The organism is Paraflavitalea pollutisoli (assembly GCF_029360705.1).
GTDB classification, from domain to species: domain Bacteria; phylum Bacteroidota; class Bacteroidia; order Chitinophagales; family Chitinophagaceae; genus Paraflavitalea; species Paraflavitalea pollutisoli.
Genome location: NZ_JARKMX010000008.1, coordinates 321,345 through 346,392, shown reverse-complemented (window position 1 = coordinate 346,392; position 25,048 = coordinate 321,345). Strand labels below are relative to the sequence as shown.

Annotated in this window: 14 protein-coding genes; 10 read left to right on the top strand and 4 right to left on the bottom strand. The window is 52.6% G+C overall.

The features are described from left to right. Positions 1 to 105 precede the first annotated feature (105 nt). The 4 genes from P2W70_RS15580 (at position 106) to purU (ending at position 10,412) form a co-directional block, all read left to right on the top strand. The gene (locus P2W70_RS15580; protein WP_276482414.1) at positions 106 to 7,524 is read left to right on the top strand and encodes a T9SS type A sorting domain-containing protein; all 7,419 of its coding nucleotides are present in this window, start codon (positions 106 to 108) and stop codon (positions 7,522 to 7,524) included. Between the two features lie 156 nt (positions 7,525 to 7,680). After that, entirely contained in the window at positions 7,681 to 8,568 is an 888-nt protein-coding gene (locus tag P2W70_RS15575) for an oxidoreductase (protein WP_276482413.1), read from the top strand. 72 nt (positions 8,569 to 8,640) lie between these two features. Beyond that, on the top strand, positions 8,641 to 9,441 hold the full coding sequence (locus P2W70_RS15570; protein ID WP_276482412.1) for a helix-turn-helix domain-containing protein: 801 nt from the start codon (positions 8,641 to 8,643) through the stop codon (positions 9,439 to 9,441). Positions 9,442 to 9,572: 131 nt separating this feature from the next. Further along, entirely contained in the window at positions 9,573 to 10,412 is an 840-nt protein-coding gene (purU, locus tag P2W70_RS15565) for a formyltetrahydrofolate deformylase (protein ID WP_276482411.1), read from the top strand. 5 nt (positions 10,413 to 10,417) lie between these two features. Here the strand turns inward: purU and P2W70_RS15560 are convergent, their stop codons facing one another. Next, positions 10,418 to 11,227 (bottom strand): phosphatase PAP2 family protein, encoded by an 810-nt coding sequence (locus P2W70_RS15560; RefSeq protein WP_276482410.1) that lies wholly within the window; start codon positions 11,225 to 11,227, stop codon positions 10,418 to 10,420. Between the two features lie 872 nt (positions 11,228 to 12,099). Here P2W70_RS15560 and P2W70_RS15555 point away from each other — a divergent pair. The 3 genes from P2W70_RS15555 to P2W70_RS15545 all read left to right on the top strand — a co-directional run bounded on the left by P2W70_RS15555 (position 12,100) and on the right by P2W70_RS15545 (position 15,212). Then, positions 12,100 to 12,711, top strand: a complete 612-nt coding sequence (locus tag P2W70_RS15555) for an RNA polymerase sigma-70 factor (RefSeq protein ID WP_276482409.1) — start codon at positions 12,100 to 12,102, stop codon at positions 12,709 to 12,711. A gap of 319 nt (positions 12,712 to 13,030) precedes the next feature. Then, on the top strand, positions 13,031 to 14,278 hold the full coding sequence (locus tag P2W70_RS15550) for a FecR family protein (protein ID WP_276482408.1): 1,248 nt from the start codon (positions 13,031 to 13,033) through the stop codon (positions 14,276 to 14,278). Positions 14,279 to 14,735: 457 nt separating this feature from the next. Beyond that, on the top strand, positions 14,736 to 15,212 hold the full coding sequence (locus P2W70_RS15545) for a GNAT family N-acetyltransferase (protein ID WP_276482407.1): 477 nt from the start codon (positions 14,736 to 14,738) through the stop codon (positions 15,210 to 15,212). Positions 15,213 to 15,267: 55 nt separating this feature from the next. On the opposite strand, the gene P2W70_RS15540 is transcribed toward P2W70_RS15545, so the two are convergent. Then, entirely contained in the window at positions 15,268 to 16,254 is a 987-nt protein-coding gene (locus P2W70_RS15540) for a winged helix-turn-helix domain-containing protein (RefSeq protein ID WP_276482406.1), read from the bottom strand. A gap of 171 nt (positions 16,255 to 16,425) precedes the next feature. On the opposite strand from P2W70_RS15540, the gene P2W70_RS15535 reads away from it, so the two are divergent. Beyond that, positions 16,426 to 17,100, top strand: a complete 675-nt coding sequence (locus P2W70_RS15535) for a YceI family protein (protein WP_276482405.1) — start codon at positions 16,426 to 16,428, stop codon at positions 17,098 to 17,100. A gap of 70 nt (positions 17,101 to 17,170) precedes the next feature. Here P2W70_RS15535 and P2W70_RS15530 read toward each other — a convergent pair whose 3' ends face one another. Next, on the bottom strand, positions 17,171 to 20,374 hold the full coding sequence (locus P2W70_RS15530; protein WP_276482404.1) for a glycosyl hydrolase: 3,204 nt from the start codon (positions 20,372 to 20,374) through the stop codon (positions 17,171 to 17,173). Positions 20,375 to 20,451: 77 nt separating this feature from the next. Beyond that, positions 20,452 to 21,609, bottom strand: coding sequence for a LacI family DNA-binding transcriptional regulator (locus tag P2W70_RS15525; RefSeq protein ID WP_276482403.1), 1,158 nt, complete (start codon positions 21,607 to 21,609; stop codon positions 20,452 to 20,454). A gap of 225 nt (positions 21,610 to 21,834) precedes the next feature. On the opposite strand from P2W70_RS15525, the gene P2W70_RS15520 reads away from it, so the two are divergent. Together P2W70_RS15520 and P2W70_RS15515 are read left to right on the top strand one after the other, a co-directional pair. Then, positions 21,835 to 22,212 (top strand): hypothetical protein, encoded by a 378-nt coding sequence (locus P2W70_RS15520; RefSeq protein ID WP_276482402.1) that lies wholly within the window; start codon positions 21,835 to 21,837, stop codon positions 22,210 to 22,212. Positions 22,213 to 22,219: 7 nt separating this feature from the next. Next, positions 22,220 to 25,045, top strand: a complete 2,826-nt coding sequence (locus P2W70_RS15515; RefSeq protein WP_276482401.1) for a glycoside hydrolase family 2 TIM barrel-domain containing protein — start codon at positions 22,220 to 22,222, stop codon at positions 25,043 to 25,045. Positions 25,046 to 25,048: the final 3 nt, after the last annotated feature.

Below are 25,048 nucleotides of genomic sequence, written 5' to 3'. Positions count from 1 at the left end.
GTTCCGTTATGTACACCACATGTAATCAGTACGTACAGGCACGACCTGTACTGCCGGCTTTTGTAGCTGGCGGGTATTCATTTGCTGTAAAACAAACACTTCGCTATGTTGAACAAACGTTTACACGAAACACGAAAACGAAAGAAAATGCTATTTGCAGGCAGGCGGCCAAGAGCAGGAACAGGATGGAAGATCCTTTCCTTCTTAATGGCCTTTCTCTTACTGGCACCCGATATCCGTGTGCTGGCAGAAGGTACGGCATCCGTCATGCCCAACTCGGCCAACGGTACCGGTATTTATATTTCTACGACGAATGGCACAGGCCCCTACCGGGGTGCGCCGGCAGAGAACCGGATCGACTTTGTGATCAACGATTTCGCGACTCAGCGGCTCTATTTCAACTTCAGGGCCTTTAACCGAAACGTAACACCGGCACAAACGGCCATCTACTACCGCATCCTGGATGAGGCCACCAATACCGTACGGCAAGGACCTACCTTGGTCTCTACCGCTGCTCAATTGGCGACTTATGCCCAGGCGGCAGCAGGACCCAATATAGCGGGCACTGCACCTACAGGCTACAGCAACTTCATCACCTTTACACCCACGACAAACGGACACTTTTACGTGGAGCTGTATCCCAGCACGGATGGTGGCGCAACAGCCAGCAACACCAATATTATTGTAACGCTATTCGACTTTACCGTGGCCAATGCGGCCGGTCAAAGGTTTGAAGGCCGCGTGCACAGCAAGGCCTGGAGTTTCATCACGTATGACCCTGCCACCAATTCCGGTGCGCTGGCCAACGCGCTCGAGGGCGACTTCTTCGGCTATACGTCAGACAGTACCGTCATCAACCTGGACTTCCTGCCAGGTTTCCGTCCCTTCGGTTTCACGCTGTACATGAATAAATACGGTGCAGTCAACGGAACCAACTGGGTCAATGACCGCCGGTCACAGAACTCCGGCGCCACCCAACCATCGCTTCCGGATGGTTATGATGTGTTCCTGGAGCAGCCGGATGCCACGCTATTCCCGGTCGCGGTAGTGGCTTCCGCACCGACCTTTGCGGGGCGTATCTATGGGTGCGCACCTACGCTTTATATACCCTATGGCATCGACAAAGCAGGAGATGTCGCCATCCTCCTCGATATCAACGGCTCTCCCGGTTACCAGGCTGGTACCAGGGACCGGTACCTTTACTTCTACAATGTTCCCGTGGGTGCCAATGTAGGGGTATGGGATGGTCTCGACGGTCTTGGTGCAGCTGTCACCTCCACAGTCACCGTAAATATGAGCCTCTCCATCCGACGGGGACGTGTCAATATTCCGATGTATGATGCGGAGTTGAACAGCAACGGTATGAGTGTAACCGGGGTAGCGCCGGTCGCCACCGTACCCCGTCTCTATTTTGATGATATCTTATTGGCCAATACAGCGAGCACGAGTTGTAGCAACCCTACCACCGATGCCAACAACAACAATACCGGCGGCGGTATCACCAATGCCGATGTGGGTGTAGCTTCACCAGGTCGTGCCTGGGATGGCCCCGGCTCAGGCAATGCAACACCAGCACCAACAGGTACCGGTGGTTCGCTGACCCTGCCATTGAATTGTGATGACTATGGTAACGTACGTACGCTAAATACCTGGTTCTGGGCTTATGAGGTCAGCACCGGCGTATTCGCAGTTAACGTACCCACTTGTAGCTCGGATGGTGACCCGATCGGCTATGTTACCGATCTTGACGACGACAACGACGGCATCACCGACCTCGTTGAAGGCAATGGCATCGACGCAATGGCTGATGCCGACGGCGATGGCATTCCCAATGCCTTCGATGCTACGCCTGGTGGCGCTGTTCCAGCCTTTGTAGATGCCAATGTTGATGGCGTCAACGATGCGTTTGATACAGACCTCGATGGTATCGTCAACTCTTTCGACCTCGACAGCGACAATGACGGCATCCCCGATCTCATAGAGGCAGGCGGCATCGACACCGATGGCAATGGACGTGTTGACAGCAATGTCGACACCAACGCCAACGGTTTGATGGACATCTATGATCCTGCAGTCGGTGGTGGTATAGCACTACCCAACCGCGATGCGGACAATGATGGTGTTCCGAACAGCCGCGACCTCGACAGTGACAACGACGGTATTCCCGACATCCGCGAAGCTGGTGGTACAGATGCTAACAACAACGGCATGGTCGACAACCTGGCCGACGCTGACCGCGATGGCTTTGTAGACGATTACGATCCGGATGACCAGAACGACGGCACCAATGAAAGTCCGTTGCAACCACTGATCGTGACCGGTGCTGACACCAATGCTGACAGACGTCCGGACAGCTATACCCGAGGCGACTTCGACGGAGATGTAAAACCCAATCCATATGATCTCGATGCAGATGGTGACGGTATCCTCGACGCCCGCGAAGCAGGCATGCCAGATGCCAACAACGATGGTATTGCCGATGGGGCACGCGGCACCAACGGATGGGCAGTTGCGGTATCCAGCCTGCCCGGCCCGCTGGTATTCCCCAATACCGACAGTTCAGGTGGTCCCAACTTCCTCGACATCGACTCCGACAATGACGGTATCGTCGACAACATCGAAGGACAAACGACCATCGGCTACCTGGCTCCGCTGAATGCCGATACCGACAACGACGGTATCGACAACCGCTACGACAATGTACCAGGCACCTTTGGCGGGAACCTCAACAATGGTATAACGCCCACCAATACAGATCTCTCCGATACCCAGGATTATATCGATACGGACTCCGACAATGACGGCAAGCCCGATTCACTGGAAGGCTGGGATACGAATGGCAATGGCTCTATCAACGGTGGTGAAAGAAGCGGCGGCATTGCCGACGCCGATGGCGATGGATTGCTGGATGGCTGGGACAACAACACCGCCCTGGTGAACCCCACCAACGGTATGATCCCAGCCAACTTCCCCGACGTGAACAACCCGGGTGGAGACCGTGACTGGCGCCAGGCGGAAGACACCGATGGCGACGGCATTCCGGACATTACCGATCTCGACGACGACAATGATGGCGTACCGGATATCGCGGAAAGCCCCACAGGATTGGATCCTTTAGGTGATTCAGACGGTGATGGCATTCCCAACTACCTCGACACCAGCAATCCTGGTTTCGTAGACAGCAACGGTGATGGCATCGACGACCAGTACGATACCGACCTGGATGGTGTCATCAACTGTAAAGACCTCGACAGCGACAACGATGGCATTCCCGATATCATCGAAGCCGGTGGTATTGACCAGGATGGCAATGGCCGGGTAGATACATTTGTTGATACCAACAACAACGGTCTCGCAGATGCGTATGACCCTGCAGCTGGTGGTATTGCACACCCGAATATCGATTCCGATAACGACGGCATTCCCAATACACGCGATCTCGACAGCGACAATGACGGTATTCCTGACCTCGTTGAAGCGGGCGGCGTAGATGCGAACAACGACGGCAAGGTCGACGTAACGACCGATACCGACAACGACGGCTATGTAGATACCTACGATCCGGATGATAACAACGATGGCATCAATGAGGGCGCATCTCAACCGCTGATCATTACTGGTCCCGATGGCAACGGTGACGGCCGACCAGATAATTACCCACGCGGCGACTTCGATGGTGATACGGTAGCTAATCCTTATGACCTCGACTCCGATGGAGATGGTATACTCGATGTACGCGAAGCAGGTATTACCGATAGCAATGGTGATGGCTTTGCCGATGGCCCAACGGGTGCCGATGGCTGGAGCGACCTGGTGGATGCAACCCCCGGTCCGCTGACCTTTACCAATACTGACGGCAGCGGTGGTCCCAACTACCTCGATATCGATGCCGACAATGATGGTATCGTAGACAATATCGAAGGACAGGCAACTGCGACCTATATAGCACCGACTGGTTTGGACACCGACCGTGACGGTATCGACAATGCGTATGACAACGTACCAGGTACCTTTGGTGGTAACCCCAACAATGGTATCATACCAGTGAACACGGATGGGGCCGATACGCCCGACTATACCGATCTCGACACCGACAACGACGGCAAACCCGACACCCTCGAAGGCTGGGATGCCAACGGTAATGGTACGATCGATGGCGCTGAAAGGACTGGCGGTGTAGCAGATGCCGACAATGACGGCCTGCTCGATGGCTGGGATAACAACACCGCTGCGGTGAATCCCACCAATGGTACCACACCCACCAGCTATCCGGACGTTAACAATCCCGGTGGTGATCGCGACTGGAGGCAGTCTGCCAACAGCGACAATGATCCGATCCCGGACAACCTTGACCTGGACGATGACAACGACGGCGTACCAGATCTGTTGGAAAGTCCGACAGGATTGGATCCGCTAGGCGACCAGAACGGCAATGGCATCCCTAACTACCTCGATCCTGCACAGCCAGGTTATGTAGACACCAATGGTGATGGTATCGATGATCGCTACGACACCGATGGTGACGGCGTCATCAACTCACGCGACCTCGACAGCGATAACGATGGCATTCCGGATATTATCGAAGCAGGTGGTGTGGACACCAACGGCGACGGCCGCGTGGACAACACGACCGACGGTAACAATAATGGCCTGATCGACACCTATGATCCGGCAGCCGGTGGGGTAGCACTGCCCAACCGTGATACCGATGCAGATGGTATTCCCAATACGCAAGACCTGGATAGCGACAACGATGGTATTCCTGACATCATCGAAGCCGGTGGCGCCGATACCAACAACGATGGTAAGGCCGACTTCCCAGCAGATGTTGACCAGGATGGATACGTTAACACCTACGATCCGGATGACGACAACAATGGCACCCTTGAAAGCCCGAACGATCCGCTGATCCTGACCGGTCCTGACACCAATGCCGATGGCAGACCAGAAAGCTATGTGCGTGGTGACTTCGATAACGACGACAGGGCCAATCCGTACGACCTGGATTCGGACAATGACGGTATTCTGGACAGTCGCGAAGCCGGCATGCCGGATGCAGACAACAATGGTCTGGCCGATGGTCCTTACGGTGCCGATGGCTGGAGCGATGTAGTAGATGCATTACCCGCACCGCTGACCTTCCCGAATACAGATGCACACGGACGTCCGGATTACCTAGATATCGACTCCGACAACGATGGTATTGTGGATAACATCGAAGGTCAATCGACCGCCGGATACCAGGCACCTGCTGGTGTCGATGCAGATGCCGATGGTATCGACGATGCGTACGATAACCTGCCGGCAGCCTTTGGTGGCAACCCCAACAACGGCATTGCACCTGTCAATACCGACAGCACCGACAATCCCGATTACAGGGATCTCGACACCGACAACGACGGCAAGCCAGACACCATCGAAGGATGGGATACCAATGGCAACGGCGTGATCAGCGGTGGCGAAAGGACCGGTGGCACCACCGATGCGGATGGTGACGGTCTGTTCGATGGCTGGGATAATGACAACACTGCGGTAAATCCGACCAACGGTACGACTCCGCTCAGTTACCCGGATGTGAACAACCCTGGTGGTGATCGCGACTGGAGACAGGTGGGTGACCGTGACAACGACGGTGTTGGCAACCAGGTAGACCTCGACGACGATAATGATGGTATACCCGATCTGCTCGAAAGCCCCACGGGTCTCGACCCCTTGGGCGATCTGGATGGCGACGGTATTCCGAACTATCTCGATCCGACCAACCCAGGATATGTAGACAGCAATGGCGATGACATCGACGATCGCTACGATACCGACCTCGATGGCATCATCAACAGCTGGGATCTCGACAGCGATAACGACGGCATCCCCGATATCGTGGAGAATGGTGGACTTGACACCAATGGAGATGGCCGCATAGACAACTTCACAGATGCCAATGGTAATGGTTTGCACGATGCCTATGATCCTGCTCTCGGCGGTACACCGTTGGGCTCCAGGGATACCGATAGCGATGGCGTGCCCAACTACTACGACCTCGATAGTGACAATGACGGCCTGCCCGATATACGGGAAGCAGGTGGCACTGACCTGGACAACAATGGACGTATCGATGGCTTCACCGATACCGATGGTGACGGATTCTCCGATCCTGTTGATGGAGATGTGGGCAACGATGGTATTGCAGAAAATACCGCCAATACCCTCATCCCAACAGGTGCCGATACCAATGCAGATGGAAGACCCGACAGCTATGTCAAGGCCAACCATGACGCAGCCGGATTACCTGATCCATATGATCTCGATTCAGATGGCGACGGCATCCTCGACACACGCGAAACAGGCCTGCCAGATACCGACAACGATGGTATCGCAGACGGACCTGTGGGAACCGATGGCTGGAGCACCGTGGTGAATGCACTGCCGACCATCGTACTGCCCAACTTCGACAATGCGGCACTGCCTGACTACATCGACATCGATGCAGACAATGATGGCATCACCGACAACGTGGAAGGTCAGTCTACGGCAGGTTATATATTACCAACCGGCGTAGACACCGACAACGACGGTATCGAAGACGCTTATGACAACGCACCAGCTGCCTTCGGCGGCAACACCAATAACGGTATCACACCATACAGGCTTTCCGGATTGCCCAGCGCAAGCCCGGATTACCTGAACCTGGATACCGATAGCGATGGACAGCCGGATGTGGTAGAAGCGCATGACTTCAACGGCAACAATGTCAATGACGACCTGGTGACGTTGACTGGTCTCGACAGTGACGGTGACGGCCTCGATGACAGGTTCGACATCGCAACCGGACCGAATGTTACCCAACAAGGTATGCTGGCAGGTGGCGTAATCGGCAACCCGGCAACGCCTGGCGCAGTTGGACCATTGTCTAAGGGACTGCCTACCGATACAGACAGGCTGTGGAGGTTCGCATTGGGTCAATTACCTGTGAAACTGATCAGCTTCACAGCGAAATCGATCGATGGCGATAAAGTACAGCTCGACTGGAAATCAGAGAAGGAAGAAAACTTCCAGGCATACGTGATCGAAAGAAGTGTGGACGGAGTGACCTACACAGCAGTTGGCCAGGTGGCCGGCAAAGGTGAGCTGGTCAACGACTACACCTTCATCGATCCGCTGAACAACGTGAACGGTAACAAGGTATACTACCGCCTGAAAATGGTGGACCTTGACGGCCGCTTCGAGTACAGCCGCGTAAATACGGTAAGTTTCACCGCCATCCGTGGCATCACCGTACAGGTGACACCGAATCCTTCCAATGGCCAGGTGGCGCTGAAGGTTGTATCGGGTGTGAAACGCCTGGCCATGATCAACATTGTTGATATGCAGGGCCGGATACTGATGAACAAACGCATCAGCATCACAGACGGCACCAACCTCATCATGTTGAGTGCAGAAGCCAACAGGTTACCATCGGGTACCTACACCGTATTACTGAACACAGGTGAAGAAAAACTGTCTGCCAAGATGGTGATTCAAAAATAGCAGGGGTTACTCGTAATACGCAAACGGGCGCCTTCCTCCGGGAAGGCCCCGTTTTTTTTGTGCCTGCCTTGAGCCATACAACAAACCAATTTGAGCTTTTCAGCAAACTCCCGGGTGCTCACGCCACCGACCTTTGAAGAACAAAATCGATATAACATGTCAAAAGTTTGGTTCATAACAGGAAGTTCCCGCGGTTTGGGAAGAAGTTTAACAGAAGCCGTATTGGCCAGTGGCTACCGCGTAGTTGCCACTGCACGCAAACCCGAACAATTACAGGACCTGGTGGCACAATATCCCGGTCAGATCCTGCCGGTTCGCCTCGACGTTACTAATAAAACGGAGATCAAAGCCGCTGTAGCAGCAGCGATCGACCAGTATGGCCGCATCGATGTACTGGTCAACAATGCAGGTTTTGGCATCACCGGTGCAGCCGAGGCATTTACGGACGAACAGGTGACCAGTCAGCTGGAAGCCAATCTCTATGGCCCGATCGAGATCACACGGGCCATCATTCCTTATATGCGTCGTCAAAAAAGTGGCCGCATTCTACAGATCAGTTCGATTGGCGGCCGCACGGGCACCCCCGGTATTACGATCTACCAGGCCGCCAAATGGGGATTGAGTGGTTTCAGTGAGGCCCTGGCCAAAGAGCTGTCCCCCCTGGGCATCCTGGTGACATCGGTAGAGCCTGGCGGATTCCGAACTGATTGGGCAGGCGACTCGATGAGCTTCGCACCGTTTGTAGAGGGATATGAAGAATCGGTAGAAAAAGTGAAACACCATTTCCGGGGAGAAGGATTCGTGCCGATGGGCGACCCACGCAAGGCGGCCCGCGTCATGATCGAATTATCAGAAAACCCCGAACCACCTGTACACCTCGTATTGGGCAGTGAAGCAGTAGCCATCCTGGAAATGGCAGATGCGAAACGTACGGCCGACCTGCAAAAATGGAAGCCCGTGAGCGTATCGACCGACCACGACGACGCCGTTAATTTTCTCGACACGCCCCAGGGAAAAATGTACAGCCAGTTAAAAACGAACTAAACCATTATTAGTATTCGCGATAAACAGCAGCCAGGCGGCTGCCGTTTATCGCTTACATTTGAAGGCATGGCTATGGACACAACACGCGGGCAAAACTCCTCCATCCTGTACTCCTGTTATGTCAGCAGGAACCGGGAAGGGGAGCAGTTTGTAGGAGAACATGTATTCGGCTTTCAACGGGCGGGCACGCTTACGCTGGAAGATGCAACCGGTAAATACGTGTGTGAACCCGGACAATTCAGGCTGGTGCGCAAGAACCACCTGGTAAAATTCATCAAACAACCGCCCCCTGATGGCGCCTTTCGTTCGGTGTCGTTGTATTTCGATCAACCCACTTTACTGGCCTTTAGCCGGGAACATGGTTATGAGGCCAGGGAACGGCAGGAGGGGAGCGCCATCATCGCCCTGAAGCCACATCCCCTGTATAAAAGCTTTATGGACTCACTGCTGGTATACGAAACGTTGCCGGTGGAGGAACAGGAAGCGGTGATGCAACTCAAACTGAAAGAAGCCCTCTTACTACTGTTGAAGGTAGATCCTGACTTACGGCAGGTATTGTTCGATTTCTCCGAACCCGGCAAGATCGATCTGGAAGCGTTTATGCAAAAGAACTACCACTTCAATGTGGAGTTGAAACGTTTTGCCTACCTCACAGGGCGCAGCCTGGCCACTTTCAAACGCGACTTCGAGAAGATCTTTCACCAGTCGCCCAGTCGCTGGTTGCTCCAGAAACGATTGCAGGAAGCGCATTACCTGATCAAGGAAAAAGGGGCAGCGCCCTCCGACGTGTACCTCGATGTAGGGTTTGAAGACCTCTCGCATTTTTCCTTTGCGTTCAAGAAAATGTATGGCATAGCGCCATCACGATTATAGTCTGTTTATGATGAGGCCGGGGTGATCCCGGCCTTTTGGTTGGAAACGCATGGGCAGCAAAATGAGTTGGCCAACCGGCATGCGTCACCAGCATGGAAGCTATTGGGATTTCGGTTATCTTGCCCTACAGTATGATCATCGTAATACAATGTATCGACCAGGTAGGTCTGGTGGCTGCCATATCCGGCGTATTGGCCGTGGAGCGTTTAAATATCGTATCGCTGCGCGAGCATGTCGACAAGGCAGAAAACAGGTTTTTCCTGCGCGTGCAGGTGGAAACACCATCGCATCCATTGGCCTTACAGGAGCGGGTGCAACAAGCCCTGGCGCAGGTATTGCCGGTCGATGCTACCATCCTGGTCAACCCGATGCCGTCAAAGCGGATTGTCGTACTCGTGACCAAAGAATACCATTGCCTGGCCGATATCCTGATCCGTCACTATTTTCAATCGCTAAACGCTACGGTCCTCGCCGTAATCGGCAACTACAACAAACTGCAGGATATTTGTGCGCGTTTTGAGGTGCCTTTCTACCATATTACGCATGAAGGCCGGTCGAAGGCAGATTTTGAGCAGGCCATCGGAGAGATCGTCGACGGTTACGATCCCGACTACCTCGTGCTGGCCAAGTTCATGCGTATTCTATCACCCGGCTTCATTGCCGGTCGCGTAGGCAGGATCATCAATATCCATCACTCCTTTTTACCGGCATTCGCCGGAGCCAATCCATATCGCCAGGCTTTCGAACGGGGGGTAAAACTCATCGGCGCTACGGCACACTTCGTGACCAATGACCTCGACGAAGGACCGATCATAGCCCAACAGATCATTCCGGTGAGTCATTCATTGACAGCCGCCGATATGATGCAAGCAGGAAAAGAGATTGAAACAGCTGTACTGGCCCGTGCCATGCGACTGGTGTTCGACGACCGGGTATTTGTGTATAACAATAAAACCGTAGTGTTCGAGTAAACAGCTTATTTGAATTTGTGAACGAGTCCCAGACCGAAGGCGCCCTGAGAATAGGTAGGCATGACGACGGTATTCAGGTCTTTATTTTTGGAGAATCCACGTTTAATAATGGGGTATAGCCAATAGGCCAATTTGGTAGAAGCAATACCGACACCAGCGCCGGCGACGACATCACTGAACCAGTGCTTGTTGTTGTACATGCGCAGGTAACCTGTAGTCGCTGCTACCGCGTAACCCGCTACGCCATACCACGGAGAAACATCCTTATACTCCTGGCGCATAAACTCTGCCGCCACAAAGGCATTAGCGGTGTGGCCAGAAGGGAAGGAATAATAATTCGATTCATCCGGTCTTTGTACATTGCTGAACTTCTTGATCGAGAAAACGGTGGCATTGGAGATAATCATCGACATGCCGTATAAAATACTTCTGTCTTTGAAATTGTGTTTACCGTGTATACCCATCGCATTCAACCCGTACACCGCAACAGCCGGCGCATACTGCAGGTAATTATCGATGGTCAGCTTATGGTGCGGATGCTCGATGGCTACCTCTTCTTTGATATTTTCATTCAGGTTCTTGACCCCTTTCAACGCAAAAGAAGATACGCCATACGAAATCATACCAGCCGGAATGATGAATGATTGCAGCGGGAACCTGTAGTCGGGCACCGGCTTATTCCAGTCAATCCGCAGGGGCAACGTATCCAGGGCAGGTACCAACCGACGGGTGCTGTCCGAGAACTGAGCCGAACAAGGCTGTAAGGCGTGGCAACCAACAACTACCACGACCAAAGTTTTAATCCAATGCTGCATGTATAAAATGGGGGGCTTTAATAGTTGCAAACTAAACGTAATTTCTAAAGAAAAATTGAAGACGGTGGACTGGAGCGGCCGATTACTTCATCTTATAAGGCAAAACATGTATGTGTGAGTAGCGAAGCGCCCACTGCCTGAAATCCCACCCGCCCCATAGACTAATGATTGTCATCCTTTTAGCACTCATTTACAGGATGTCGCGCACTAACAAATACCGGCCTTGTAAAGGCCTCCAAACGCCGTTAAAATAATCCTAATGTTTGTCTGAACCTACCTTCAAAGGGGGATTATGCAAGATGAACGGCTGACGAACTCATGCCGATATGCGCCTGCATAACATAGCAGAACTGACCTGGAAGCAGACGGGGCAGTATCTTGCACCGGAGGGGCCCATGTATGGCCTGCAGGATCGAAGGAACCGTCCATAGCACAATTGGTTAATTTTTATCCACTAACGGTTAGACATTGAGCACATCATTTTTTTCCATACTTTTATCGCCGGGATCTCATTTTCGTTTAGCCATCCAGTAAAAAAGAACGGGTTTTACTGAACAGCCTCGAGGCGAAAACAGGTCTCGACCATTCAGACTTCCTTTGCATGGATCAGGGCGCAGGTAACTGACAAAGTCATTTTTCAGGACTTGTACAAGTTTCCCCTTAGTTTGTTAACTTTAGTACAGGGGGATCCTTTTTTACAATGGGTCGCTGTTGCCCTTCCAAAGCAAAGCTGGCAACCATGCAAGCTAATAACCCGGAAAACCTTCCTCATCCTTTATAGTGATCCTCCCCACTATCGGCTATGGTTTCTCGATAGCAGCGGCGTTAGTCTGATCAATTCTTTATTCACGGTAACACGTAATGACCTGTTCATGAAAACAGCGGGAGAGTCTTTAATTTACCAGTTCCAAAACGGAGAGGAATCGGCATTTGCCGAGGTTTATCATTTATTTTTCACCTCGATTTACTACTATGCGCGGCATTATGTAACCGATGCCCAGGAGGCACGCGACATCACGGCGGAAACGTTTGTGAAGTTATGGAAGCTGCGTAGCAATTTCGATCACCTGCAAAAGATCAAGACCTTTCTGCATGTGACGGCGCGCAATGCCTGTATCGATGTACTGCGTCACCAGAAATGGAAGGCAGGTAAACATCAACAGCTGGTCGAATTGCTGATGGATGATGACGAGTCGCTGGTATCGTTCAATACATCCCCCATGGCGGCGGCGACACGCTTCGTACATGGATTGGCCGAGAACGATGTACTGGGGGTCGTTTACAAAGAGATTGAAATGCTGCCACCCCAGCGCAAGCTGATATTTAAATTATACTACCTCGAAGGCATGCGCAATGCAGAGATCGCAAACCGGCTGCAACTGAGTGTGCAGACCATACAAAACCAGAAGACCATCGCCATTAAATCGTTGCGAACAGCCGTGTTTACGCATAAGCCGGCACGGCGGTATGTCTGCCCCGGTTAATTCAATGATATTTTTTTGCGCTTCCGTGGTTCCAGCGGTTACCTCATTCGTTACATATCCGGAGGAATCCGGGGTTCCTCCTTTGTTCATGCATCACTGGCTCCCGGGTAACATGATGATGATCCCGGTCTTTCCCGTTTAGACCGGGATCTCTTTTATCAAACAGTTACCGGCGCCGTTGAGCTCAACATACCGAACGCATTATAAATAAATAATTTACCCTTAGTAGGGGAGCGATTCCTTTTCGTTGTAGCTTTTGAATCGCTCACCTGGAAGAACTACTTTCAACATGCCAGCTGAAGCGTCAAAAACCTCATCCATGAACGAAACACTTTACCAGAAGGCCGAACTGATTGCGGGCTACCTCAAAGGTTCGCTCAGCAGTGACGGCGAACGGGAATTGAGTGAGTGGATCAACGAATCACCCGACAACCGACACCTCTTCGATCAACTCACCAATCCCGAAACACTTCGCCTGGCCATTACCCGGCATGATGACCGGAAAACGAAAGCGATCAATGACCTGAATGCCGCCAGGTGGTTCAAAGATGAAAACCAGGATAAATGGTGGTATCGCCGCCGCGACCGGATCGGACTACTTGGCACCTTGCTGGTATTCGTACTGACCATTACCTTTCTGTGGCTCAATGAGACAAGAACGAAGAACCTGACTGCTATGTTGGGTAACATGCAGGAAGACATAGAACCAGGATCTGACCAGGCCAGGTTATACCTGGAAGATAGTTTGGTGGTGATCATGGTAGATACCGTTGATGGCATCATTGCCCAGCAATCCGACAATGATGTACAGGTGCTGAAAGAAAATGGCTGGCTGTTTTACCACTCCAGTCATCCCGGAGACACCATTTCTTACAATGCGCTGGAAGTTCCCCGTAAGGGCAAGTTCAGGGTGATCTTGCCCGATGGCAGCCGGGCATGGCTCAATGCCGACTCACGCCTAAAGTATCCAGCTTTGTTTGGCAACAATTTCCGCCGTGTCAACTTCAGTGGAGAAGGCTATTTTGAGGTAACGGGATTACCAGCCACACTGATCAATCCCATCAATTACACCGACCGGCTGGCGCTGGGTAAAGCCCGGCCATTCCTCATCGATATTAGCGGACGACAACTACCTGCCACGATCCAGGTATCCGGATCACGGTTCAATGTAAGAGCTTACCGCGACGAAGATTATATAGAAGTATTGTCGCTCGAAGGAGAGGTGCAGGTTCGCAAGGGGGATCATCATCTCACCTTGCTCCGCAATCAGACAGGGCGTATCTACGATGACGGCAGAAGCGTTGTGCTTAACAATGTAATGGCCAGCACCATCATTGCCTGGAAAGACAATTTCTTCAAATTTGATAAAACGCCTTTACCCGATGTCATGAAGGCAGTAGAGCGCTGGTATGACGTACAGATGGATTATGGAGACCATACCAGCAGACAGGCGATCACGGGCGTATACGATCGTGATGTACCCTTATCAAAGCTGTTGCGCAACCTGGCTACAACTACCGGCATCCGGTTTCAGTTGAAGGGGAAGGTTGTATCCATCATTCCCTGACAGTTTAAAACGTATCCCCAGGCAGTCTCAGCACTTTTTATCTAGCTACACCTACACTACCAGTGCCTTCTACCGGGCAACTCCTTCCTCTATGCGCCAGCCTTGTAAGGGTTTTCCCGTAGCACTTATTAATTATTTGTGACTAAAGCCATAAAAAAGGCCAGGGTGCTGAATTCCTGTGTACCATCCATACGTAGATACTATTAAATTTGGATACTCTCCTAATAACGGTAATGGTCGACGGAAGCATCAGGTGAAAATTTCCGCTACTACACGGTTATCGTCCCTTTTGAATTTCATTTCCTGACAATTGAACCTTACGGCTATGCGTCCTTTTACGGAGAAACTGTTATGTTGCCCACTTGATCCGGGCATATTATACACGCCTTTTTTCTATGGGTTGCTGCCAGGCGACCACCGCTTTTTTTCCCTACGCCCATTTTGTATACCAACAGACTTGCCAGTCATCTACTCGTGGATCGAACAATACCGGCCCGAGCCCTGTAAAACACCCCTCTTGCCCATCCGTCAATTGCTGGAAACTTACCAGGACCTGCTCACGGCCGATTACAGTCAATCGTTGATGGCCCTCATCAACCATGTACCACTGATGCAGATCGACATCATCCGCGCCGACCTCGACGAAGTCAGCATCCGTGAAGAAATGGAACCGGGTGACTACAGCATTCACTTCTTGTTATCGCCCGAGCAACAGGAACCAGTCAGCTATTTTGCCCAGGCCCTCAACAGCTGCCTCTATAGTTTCTTTTCCTTTCCCGGCATACACCGCATCTACTGCAAGACCGCAGTCAACGACCGTAGATCCAACAGCCTCTTGCAGGAAGCCGGGTTCATACTCGAAAAAACGATCTCCGAATACCGGGGCAAGGTCAATATCTACCGGCACGACCAGGTGCCCACGCTGATGGAGTAGGGAAAAGGACATAGGCCATGCCTGACCGGTTCAGCATCGACCATTGACCGGCTGTTTAAGCTTCCATTTCGGCAGCAAGCCCAATCGCGAGCTTGTACCCTTTGCCATGTACGTTGATAATGCTGACACGGGGGTCGGCCTGTAGTTTCTTGCGTAGTTTAGAGACGAACATATCCAGGCTGCGGCCTACGATCACGCCTTCGTCTTCCCATACCTCTTTCATCAATTGGTTGCGGTCGATCACTTCCTGCTGGGCCATGGCAAAAACCTGTAGCAATTTAGCCTCCTTGGCTGTGAGTGGGATAATGTCTTTACCCGATAATAATTGCTGACTGTCCTTATAAAAAAGCAGGCTGCCGATAGGTATCGGCGCGGGGGCCAGTGGATCGGCCGGCAATGAAACGACGTCTGCAGTCGCTTGCTCTTGGATATTGTCCGCTACCGGCGAAGGGATGTTGACAGCCATGACAGGCTCCTGCGGCAGTACGGCACGCATCGTTTTCCGCCGATACAGCGCCCTCATCAACAGGCCCAGCCCGATGGCACCAAGACTGCCAACAAGCAGACCATTGGAAAAAGGATTGGCCTGCTGGCCACTCTTAAAAGTGAGTTTGATATTGTAACAGGCTTTAAGTTGTTCCCGTCCGAGACACGCGACCACGTTGTGCGCGGTGTCTTTGGCTATCTGGTATCCGAAAATGACCTGCGAGGGGGCGGAACAATCAATCACCTCCACGAGGTAGGCGGGCGGAAGGCTGGTGGAAGCGACTACCTGGGCCACGGTGGCGACCAGGGAATCAGGAATAAACACGAAGGGAGCAGAAAACCGGAGGAGGTACTGCCCGGCAGCCAATTCTTCCACGGGAAGGATCCGTGAGGTGGAATCGCCTGCCTGGCGCAACAACTGGTGACCAATCTGCCGGATGATGATCTTCTCGGCAGCCGGATCGGCAGGTGGCCAGGACGTCCGGCTGCGGGTCGCCGTCCAGGAAACGATCAATAGCAGGGCAACGCCCAACACAAGCAAGGCTTTCCAGGTCATGCGTAAAATTACTGCATTCACCCGGCGCAACCGGGCCTTTGCCAAGAATTTACATTCGTTTACACAAGTTTTACGACGCTTTTACCACCGCCAGGTGTGTGGCAATGTAGGTTTGTCGAAACAGTCCGGGCCTGGGACTTTTCGATCAATCACCTCAAATCTGAACGTCTTATGCGTATCAATTCCTTGTTAGCCAGCACAACTTTTTGCCTGGTGGGCCTGGTGGCCTGCCAGGATCACCCCGATCCGACGGTGGCCGTGTCGCCCGTCACCGCTGCTGTCGCAGCGCCCCCGGTACCCGCCAACGCAGTGGCCTATGAACTGACCCTACCCACCAGTTTTGTGTATTGGGAGGGTAAGTCGGTGGGCGGCGGCGGCCACAAAGGTTTTTTGAAACCCGCAAAAGGCACCCTGGCCCTGGAAACCGATGGACGGATCGTGGGCGGCTATTTCGAGCTCGAAATGAAAACGATCACCCACATCGACCCCAAAGACCCTGTCGACAAGGAAAGCGGCCTGGAAGAACACCTGAAAGATCCCGACTTCTTTGATGTCAAAAAGTTTCCGACTTCCACGTTCCAGTTGGTGAAGGCCCAACCCGGTGCCAACGACAGTTCCTTCACGGTCACGGGGCAACTGACCGTACGGGGCATTGCCCGGGAAATTAGTTTTCCTGCCACCATTGCGCGGAGTGGTGATGAGATCCATGCTACAGGTACCCTGCTCATCGACCGCACCAAATGGGGTATTACCTACCAATCGAACAGCGTAGTGGGTTTTGTGAAAGACAACCTGCTGGAAGACCTGGTCCCGATATCGATCGACCTGTTTTTCCGCAAGCAATAGCCATGAACAACTGCATTTGCGCACATCCTTTCGGGTAAGCCCGGAGGGATGTTTTCGTTCCGCAGGTTCACTATTTATAACCCAATATGGAAATGGGCCCCGCCAACCCCGCTGGCACCAGGGGCGAATCGGCCGTATAGTGCTGATAGGAAACAACAGTGGAAGGAATTACACCTGGTTGCTGGTCGCCAATGAGGCGATTGATCCATCGGTTGGTGACCAGTATCTCCAGTTTATTTTCTCCCGGCTGTACATAGTTGGTGATATCGGCGACGTAAGGAGCTGTCCACAACGTAGCGACCTCCTTTCCATTGATCCGGATGGCAGCAATATCATACACCTGGTCCAGCTGCAAACGCCACAAACCCAGGGAGCGTACAGGATACAGCAACGTAAAGGACCTGGCATAAGCCACCGTACCGGAGTAGTATCTTATACCCGGATTGGTAAACTCATTCCATAACTGCAAACTATCGATGCGCAAACTATCCGGCGCACCACGGCCATCAAGGAACCGTAACAGCCAGGAGCCGGTTAGGGGCAAGGTGACAACAGGAAGGGGTGGGGGCTGTAGCAGGGCCGCCAACGAAGCAACCCGATGACCACGGTCACTCTTGGTCAGACTGTCATCATGCGACCCAGTAACGGCTGTAACAACAGGCGCCCGCTTTGCCAACACCACACAGGTAGCCGCATACGGCGCCAGCATCAACCGGAAACTGGTGTGCCCCCCAGCTTGATAGTATCGATCGATGGCACAGATCTTACCCGTCACAGGATCCCATAGTTGCGGTACACCAGCGGCGGCCAGCGTCACTTCGGCCCACACCTCTTTACCTTGTTGGTTCGAGAGAAAATAGATATCGGCCTCGCTGGTACGCCGATGAACACACTGCACAGAGTCTGCCTCTTTCACCAACATATCCGGCAGGACTTTATTCGACTTAAAGACTGCCAACGGATCGCTAGTCGTATAAACTTTTCCCGCACCATAACGGCCACTACCATTCCAGATCGTTTTTACCAGGCGGTTGTATTCAGCGAGGTTGGCTGCCGATACCATGCCAGGCGGCGATAACGGCGGCTTGCCCGCAACGATCAACCCCTGCCGGATCAATGTTTCCAGGTGTTTCAATACCGGCAACCGCATGAACCGGTTGGGCGGCAACAGCAACATACGGTACGACTGCCCATGCGGCAACACCAACCGTCCATCCTGCATGCGCATGTTCAAAATATCGTCGTGCGCACAGTAATCATAGTTATAGCCTGTATAAGCCAGTCGCGCGGTGTCACTACCTGGCTGATCAGCCACGAAATCGATCTCATCGTTTTTCAGCACGCAGATATCCGCCACAAACTGCCCCTGTTGCAACATAAATTGCACGCGCGATAAATAATCGATCCACGCGGGAGCCTGGCGCCACCAGGTGTTGAGCCGTCCGAAGTGCGATCCAAAACGTCCCAGCGTAAAACCGGGTCCTGCATCGGCAGGCTGATGTACATAGGAGTGCAGCACGTTGAGGTTGAGTCCGTCCAGAAAAGCGCGATCACCCAGCCGCTTGATATACGCCGGCATATCCTGGAAAGCGCCATACTGCGGTACTGCCGTAAACGCTTCAGCGCCTACAATTGTTTGCCCCTTGGTATGGACCGCCGACGCGATCTGGCGGATATTGTTGGTACCGAAAGACATCCAGAATTCACCCAGCGTTACATCGGCAAACCCCGTATTGCGATACGTATCGAAGAAACCGCCATACGGTTCTACATACAGTTGCAGGCCCTGCTCATTGGCCAATATTTTCGTAGTGCCATAAAAGTTCCGGGCGAGCAAGCTGCTGACCGTTTGGCGGTAGTCGTGCAATACGGCATTGGACGATTCCTGCGAACCCAGCACCCTCCCCGTCAATACGGGCAACCAGGGTCGCAGATCATATCCGTGCTGCTCACGAAATGCTTGCAGCAAACCTGCCGACCAATTCTGTACGCCGGCTTCATAACTATCGATGGCAATACCTTTCCAGCTTGTGAGGCCTTGTTCTCTGACCAACTTCTGCATGGGCGCATGCATCTGGTTGAAATGATACGCCACCGCCGCCGCGTCGAGTTTATCCACCTCAAGACCGGTCGCCTCCGGCGGCGCCGGATGATTGGTTGTCCCCGATACGGTATACCCCATACGCAGGATCGTCCAGTTACCCGCCGGTGCCTCCCAATCCAATACGCCCAGGCTATCGACTTTATCAGTAAGATCAATTGCCGTTGCTGGCGTCGATAAGGAAGCTGGTCGGTTAGCCACCCGGTGGATATTGGCAAAGGTGCGTCCAATCTGTGCGTCTTTGTTTTCCACCCGTTGTGTGTGCGACAATGCGATCTCCCGTATATCGGTAGCTATGGCGGTAGTGCGGTAAGCCGTTTTGACATAAACCCGAAAACTGCGCGCTGTTACCGCTTCAAAAGGGATGGTCATCGCCGTATGCATGATATAACCCTGGTATTGAAAATCGCGCAGCGGCCGGTAAATCTTACCATCAGCCGACCAGGTGATCCTGCCATCAAAGTGATACAACCACGCTCCAGACCCCATATACAACGTCAGCAAACTGGTGGTGACCGGTTGAGCGAAGTTGATCTCGATATAATCACGCGCATCGCTGAGGGGGATAGTAACCCCCGTCTGCTCATCGCCATCCGTCAACAGCTCCAGCGGCAGTGTTTGCGTTTTATCTGAATAGCAGATCGTACCCAACCCCCTTAAATCGATCTCATTGCTTTTATCTGAAGGAACCGCCACCACAGCAATCTCATGGTAGTAGCTGAGTTTGGCGGCCGGCATAGGCAAGGATATGCGCTGTCGTCTGCCGCCCCGCACTTCCTGTTCACTCCAGGTCAACACTTTCATCGACCGCGCTACATCGATCCAGGGACCACCACTCGTAGACCAGCCAGGACAATTCGTATTGATCAAGCTGATGCCCAGGCTGTCACAAAGCCGCAGGGCATAGGCCATATGTTCGTACCACAGCGGCGTACCATAGCGCACTGGTCCCGGCGGCACGTCCTGCGCTACATTGAACACGAACACACCCCCAATACCACAACGCTGCATGTCGAGCAGATCTTTGCGGATACCTTCTTTTGAGATATTGCCATTCATCCAGTGCCAAAACACCTGGGGCCGGGCCGTAGGGGGTGGTTGCTGAAAGCCCTGTTGCAAGGAGGAAAGCGATTGCGCAGTCAACCTGGCAACCGGTAGGATCCCAATAAACAAAAGCATCAATACGTAAAGTCGGAACAATGGCAGGCGTAGCTGGTGCATAGATTCATTGCCAGGCTACTGCCCGGACTTTATTTTACAGAAGAAGCCCTCACCACCAGTTTGGTGGCCAGGGTGCGGTGTACAGGCGTATATTGCCCATACCCCTTGGTGATATGATCTATCAGAATATCCATCGCCACCCGGCCCATTTCATGAACCGGTTGTTCGATCGTGGTGAGCGATGGCTCTATATAAGCTGATAAAGGATTGTTGCCGAAACCCACGATGCCCAGCTCCTGTGGTACGGCAATCCCCATTTCTTTGGCGACCAGCAAGGCCTGGGTGGTACATACATCATTGAGACAAAAAATGGCATCGGGCCGGTCGCGCAGTTGCAACAATTTCTGGGCACATTTCCTGGCATGACTGTCGGTGAGGTTATAAGGTATAATGTATTTATCATTGATGGGCATGCGGTATTTCTTCAAAGCATCCTGGTAACCTTTCAGCCGGTTATGGCTCAACAGCAGGTTACCCGGCCCTGCAATATGTGCGATCTTTGTAAAGCCATTCTTGATCAGGTGCTCTACGCCCTTGAAGGCGCCTTCATAATCGTTGACCGTCACCCGCGAGGTATCCAGTGGTTCACAAATACGGTTGAAGAACACCATCGGGATCGACAATTTTTCAAAGGTCCGGAAGTGGTCGTATTGTTTGGTCTCCTTGGTCATCGACACGATCACACCTTCCACCCGGCTCGACAACAACACGTTCACATTCGCCACCTCCGTTTTCGCCGACTCCTGCGATTGACAGATAATTACATTGTAGCCAGCCCTGGCAGCCACCTCCTGTGCACCTATGATCAAGGTAGGGAAGAAGTAGTTGACAAACTCCGGCACGATGATGCCAATGGTATTGCTCTTCTTATTAACGAGGCTCTTGGCCAATAGATTCGGATGATAATTCAGTTTGCGCGCCATATCGATCACCGCATTGCGGGTATGCTCGTTGATATCGCTGTGCGCCTGCAAGGCCCTCGACACCGTCGACTTGGAGATATTCAGTTCCGTTGCAATATCACGAATCGTGGGCGCCTGCTGTTGCCTGACCGGGGTTGGTTTACCCTCCTTATCAGGGAACGTAAAGAACAGGTTGCAATCCTTGCAACGGTAGCGTTGCTTACCACGTACAATTCCCGATTTGGTGATGGCGTGTACCTGGTTGCACTTGATGCATCTGATCATACCTCGGTGTCCTTGTTAAATTTCTATGCAAAGAAAATGGCATTCCAATAAACCTACCAGGACTACTCGTGTATCGGGAACGATTGCGGTATCGTTCCTGGCAGAATCTGAGGTAGGACAGGTAGCAGCAGTCGAAATTCTTTCTAATATTGGAAAAGATTACTGCTGGCATACGCAGCCTGTGCCATCCATTACTAAGCTGTTGTTTTAAAATTTGATTGCCGTATGAATGTACAGAAATTACGCGAACCGCGTTCCCAATCCAGTTTGTCCTTACTCATCTCTTTCCTCTTCCTGTCTTTAATAACCGGCGCTCAATCAGGCGCCATCCCCGCCCGGGAAGTCTATGCCAATAAAAAGCAACACCATTTCGGCTTGCGCGTGATCGCCTTTTCGCTGTTATTTACCGCAGCCATGTTGCTGGGGCTTAGTCTGGTGGCCGATGCGGGAGGTCGCTTTACAGCGGTGATCGCGGTTGTGGTGCTGGCAGCCGCCACCATCCCAATGATAGCGGCTCGTCGCTCCAAACAACAATTGATGCTGGAGGAAAAAAAGGTGCTCACCCTCGAGCAGCCAGCAACCACCACTACACTCACTGTATAATACCACTATGAACAAGATATTGCTATATGGACTATTGATGACCTTACCCGCCACCGGTATACAGGCACAAGGATCGGGAGAAGATACCTTGTCGTTGAACGCCACCTGGCTGTTCCAGACCGACCCCAACAATACCGGCGAACAACAAGGCTGGTATACAACTGGGCTGGCAGATAATGGCTGGGATAAAATGACCGTTCCCGGCAACTGGGATACGCGCAATGAATATGCCCATTATGCCGGCAAATCCTGGTATCGTCGCCAGATCGTAGTACCTGCCGGATGGAAAAACAAACTGGTCCGCCTCCAATTTGAAGCCGTGTACCACGACAGCAAGATATGGATCAATGGACAGCTGTTGGGCAGCAGCCACAGTGGCTTCCTGCCTTTTGAATTTGACGTATCAAATCTGAGCAACTATGGTGGGCAGAATACGATCGTGGTGTGCGCCGACAACAGTTTCCGTCGCGGCGCTATCTGGAACTGGGGTGGCATCCGCCGGCCGGTACAGCTGGTAGCGGGCAGCTCCGTACGTGTGGTCCGCCAACAGATCGAGCCGGTCATCAACCTGCAAAAGCAAACAGCCACCGTGACCGTCAAGGTGGTCATCCACAACGCAGGCACTTCACCAGCCAACATACAGGGTGCAGCAGTCCTTTCGGCACCCAACGGTTTTCGCCGCAGCCTGCCTTTTACTGGTACTGTTGCAGCAGCCGATACACAAACCCTGACGGTGGCCACCACCATTACCGGTAAAGAAGTACACCTGTGGTCGTTTGACGATCCCTTCCTGTACACCAGTACGGTAACGATCGGGCAGGAGCGGGGTGCCCCCTCGGCCAAAACAGATCGTTTTGGTTTACGCAAAATAGACATCGACAACAGCCGCTACACCCTTTCACTCAATGGAGAACCGATCCGTCCCATGGGCTTCAACCTGGTGCCCGATGACCGAACTAACGGCAGCACGTTGCCTTTGTGGCGCATCAAAGAAGACATTGACCTGATGAAAAGTCTCGGTGCCAATATGATGCGGCTCTCGCATTTGCCCTTACCCAAGGAAGCCATGGATTACCTGGATGAAAAAGGCATCATGATCTTTGATGAGATCCCCCTGTGGGGCTTTGACCGGCTGGCCGACAAAGACCAACCATTACCCAAGGCCTGGCTGAAGCAACTGATGGAGCGGGACTATAACCACCCGTCCGTCATCGGTTGGTGTGTAGGCAACGAGATCGGACAGTATCCCAAAACCATGGAATACGTACAGCACGCCATCGAATACATACACCGGCAGGATAGTCTGCACCTGGGGGTGATGGTATCGCATACTGCCGATCAAAAAACAGATCCCATTCAATATTCCGACCTCGGCCTGATCAATAAATATGGGTCCGCTATCGGCAGGCTGGCCGATAAGATCCACGAATACCATCCCGAAAAAGTACTGTTCTATACAGAGTACGGCTATGGACAATTGGGCGAAGACCTGAACACCGATGCCCCTGCACAAGCTATGCTGGATTCCATGCGTTTCAAGCCCTGGCTGATTGGCGCATCACTCTGGACCTTCAACGATTACCGCAGCAGCTTTATCGGTACCCGCGAGCCTTCAGAGAACCGCTCCTGGGGTATTGTCGATGTGTTTCGCCGAAAGAAACGAGCCTTCTATTCCTTCCGCAAAGAATATGCACCCGTGCGTGGGTTGACGATCACTGACCTCCAGCAAGGCACCACCAACACGGCCAACCTGGTGCTGACGCCCCGCAAGCTGCTCGACCTGCCCGCTTATACCTTACGCAATTATCAGGCAGTGTGGACAGCGGTCGACGCGCACGACCAGGTGATCACAGGCGGCATCGTATCCCTGCCGGTTATCAAGCCCGGCGATGCGGAGCTGCGTTATCCGATTCAATGGACCGCCAATACCGCGATCAAGGCTTTGCGGATCGAGTTGCTTTCGCCTTTACAATATTCCGTGTATGATACCTTGATCAACCTGCAGGCGCCTGCGGTGCCCGCCGTCGGCTATGCCACCGGGGTACGGATCGAAATGAACAATATGTTCAACAATGCGGCTGGGCTACGCGTGCAGTTCCCCACCGACCCACAGGTGAAAGCCTATAAGCTCCGGTACGGCAAAGACGGGCAAATGCAGGAATCTGCCCCTACAGTGAATCATTACATCGATGTGCAAAAGCTCAACTTTTATGAAAACTATCAGTACCAATTGGTAGCGATCAACGACGCTGGCGAAACTGCTTCGCCGGTAAAGAACGTTCAGATCGGCTATGGCTCGGCACCACCGGTGATCTACTATACCGAAGCGGCAGATGGTGGCTTCTTTGTGGGGCATGCTTCACAAGCCGACGACTATCTATACCGTATTCAATACACCACGAGCAAGGGCGATTATACGCAGGTGCCTACGATACAGTCCACCACGAAGGGCTTGTTGTTTGTATCGGGGTTGAAAAACGGTCAGACCTATTATTTCCGCCTGCAAACGGTGAAGCATAACTTTTCCGATAGTGAATGGAGTGAAGAGATCGCCGTAACACCCGATGGTGGTCAACTTCCCGCAGCGCCGCAGGTACGTGGCTTGCTGCGTGACAAGACACAGGCTTTGTTGTTCTTTACCCCAGTGAAAAAAGCAATCGGGTACCAGGTGCAGTATCGTAGCGGTAACGGCAACTGGCAGCAATTAACGATTACCCAGGCCGGCTCGCAGCACGTCTTATTGACCAACCTACCCAAAGGGGTAGTGGAGTGCCGCATCGCCACCATCAGCGCCAATGGGCAATCTGCCTTTAGTGCTGGTATCAGCAAATAGTCA

What these genes read in the sequence shown, in the direction of transcription:
- P2W70_RS15535 (WP_276482405.1), top strand. Translation starts at nt 16,426, where the DNA reads ATGCGTATCAATTCCTTGTTAGCCAGCACAACTTTTTGCCTGGTGGGC.
- P2W70_RS15560 (WP_276482410.1), bottom strand. Translation starts at nt 11,227, where the DNA reads ATGCAGCATTGGATTAAAACTTTGGTCGTGGTAGTTGTTGGTTGCCAC.
- P2W70_RS15520 (WP_276482402.1), top strand. Translation starts at nt 21,835, where the DNA reads ATGAATGTACAGAAATTACGCGAACCGCGTTCCCAATCCAGTTTGTCC.
- P2W70_RS15515 (WP_276482401.1), top strand. Translation starts at nt 22,220, where the DNA reads ATGAACAAGATATTGCTATATGGACTATTGATGACCTTACCCGCCACC.
- P2W70_RS15550 (WP_276482408.1), top strand. Translation starts at nt 13,031, where the DNA reads ATGAACGAAACACTTTACCAGAAGGCCGAACTGATTGCGGGCTACCTC.
- P2W70_RS15525 (WP_276482403.1), bottom strand. Translation starts at nt 21,609, where the DNA reads ATGATCAGATGCATCAAGTGCAACCAGGTACACGCCATCACCAAATCG.
- P2W70_RS15580 (WP_276482414.1), top strand. Translation starts at nt 106, where the DNA reads ATGTTGAACAAACGTTTACACGAAACACGAAAACGAAAGAAAATGCTA.
- purU (WP_276482411.1), top strand. Translation starts at nt 9,573, where the DNA reads ATGATCATCGTAATACAATGTATCGACCAGGTAGGTCTGGTGGCTGCC.
- P2W70_RS15575 (WP_276482413.1), top strand. Translation starts at nt 7,681, where the DNA reads ATGTCAAAAGTTTGGTTCATAACAGGAAGTTCCCGCGGTTTGGGAAGA.
- P2W70_RS15555 (WP_276482409.1), top strand. Translation starts at nt 12,100, where the DNA reads ATGAAAACAGCGGGAGAGTCTTTAATTTACCAGTTCCAAAACGGAGAG.
- P2W70_RS15570 (WP_276482412.1), top strand. Translation starts at nt 8,641, where the DNA reads ATGGACACAACACGCGGGCAAAACTCCTCCATCCTGTACTCCTGTTAT.
- P2W70_RS15540 (WP_276482406.1), bottom strand. Translation starts at nt 16,254, where the DNA reads ATGACCTGGAAAGCCTTGCTTGTGTTGGGCGTTGCCCTGCTATTGATC.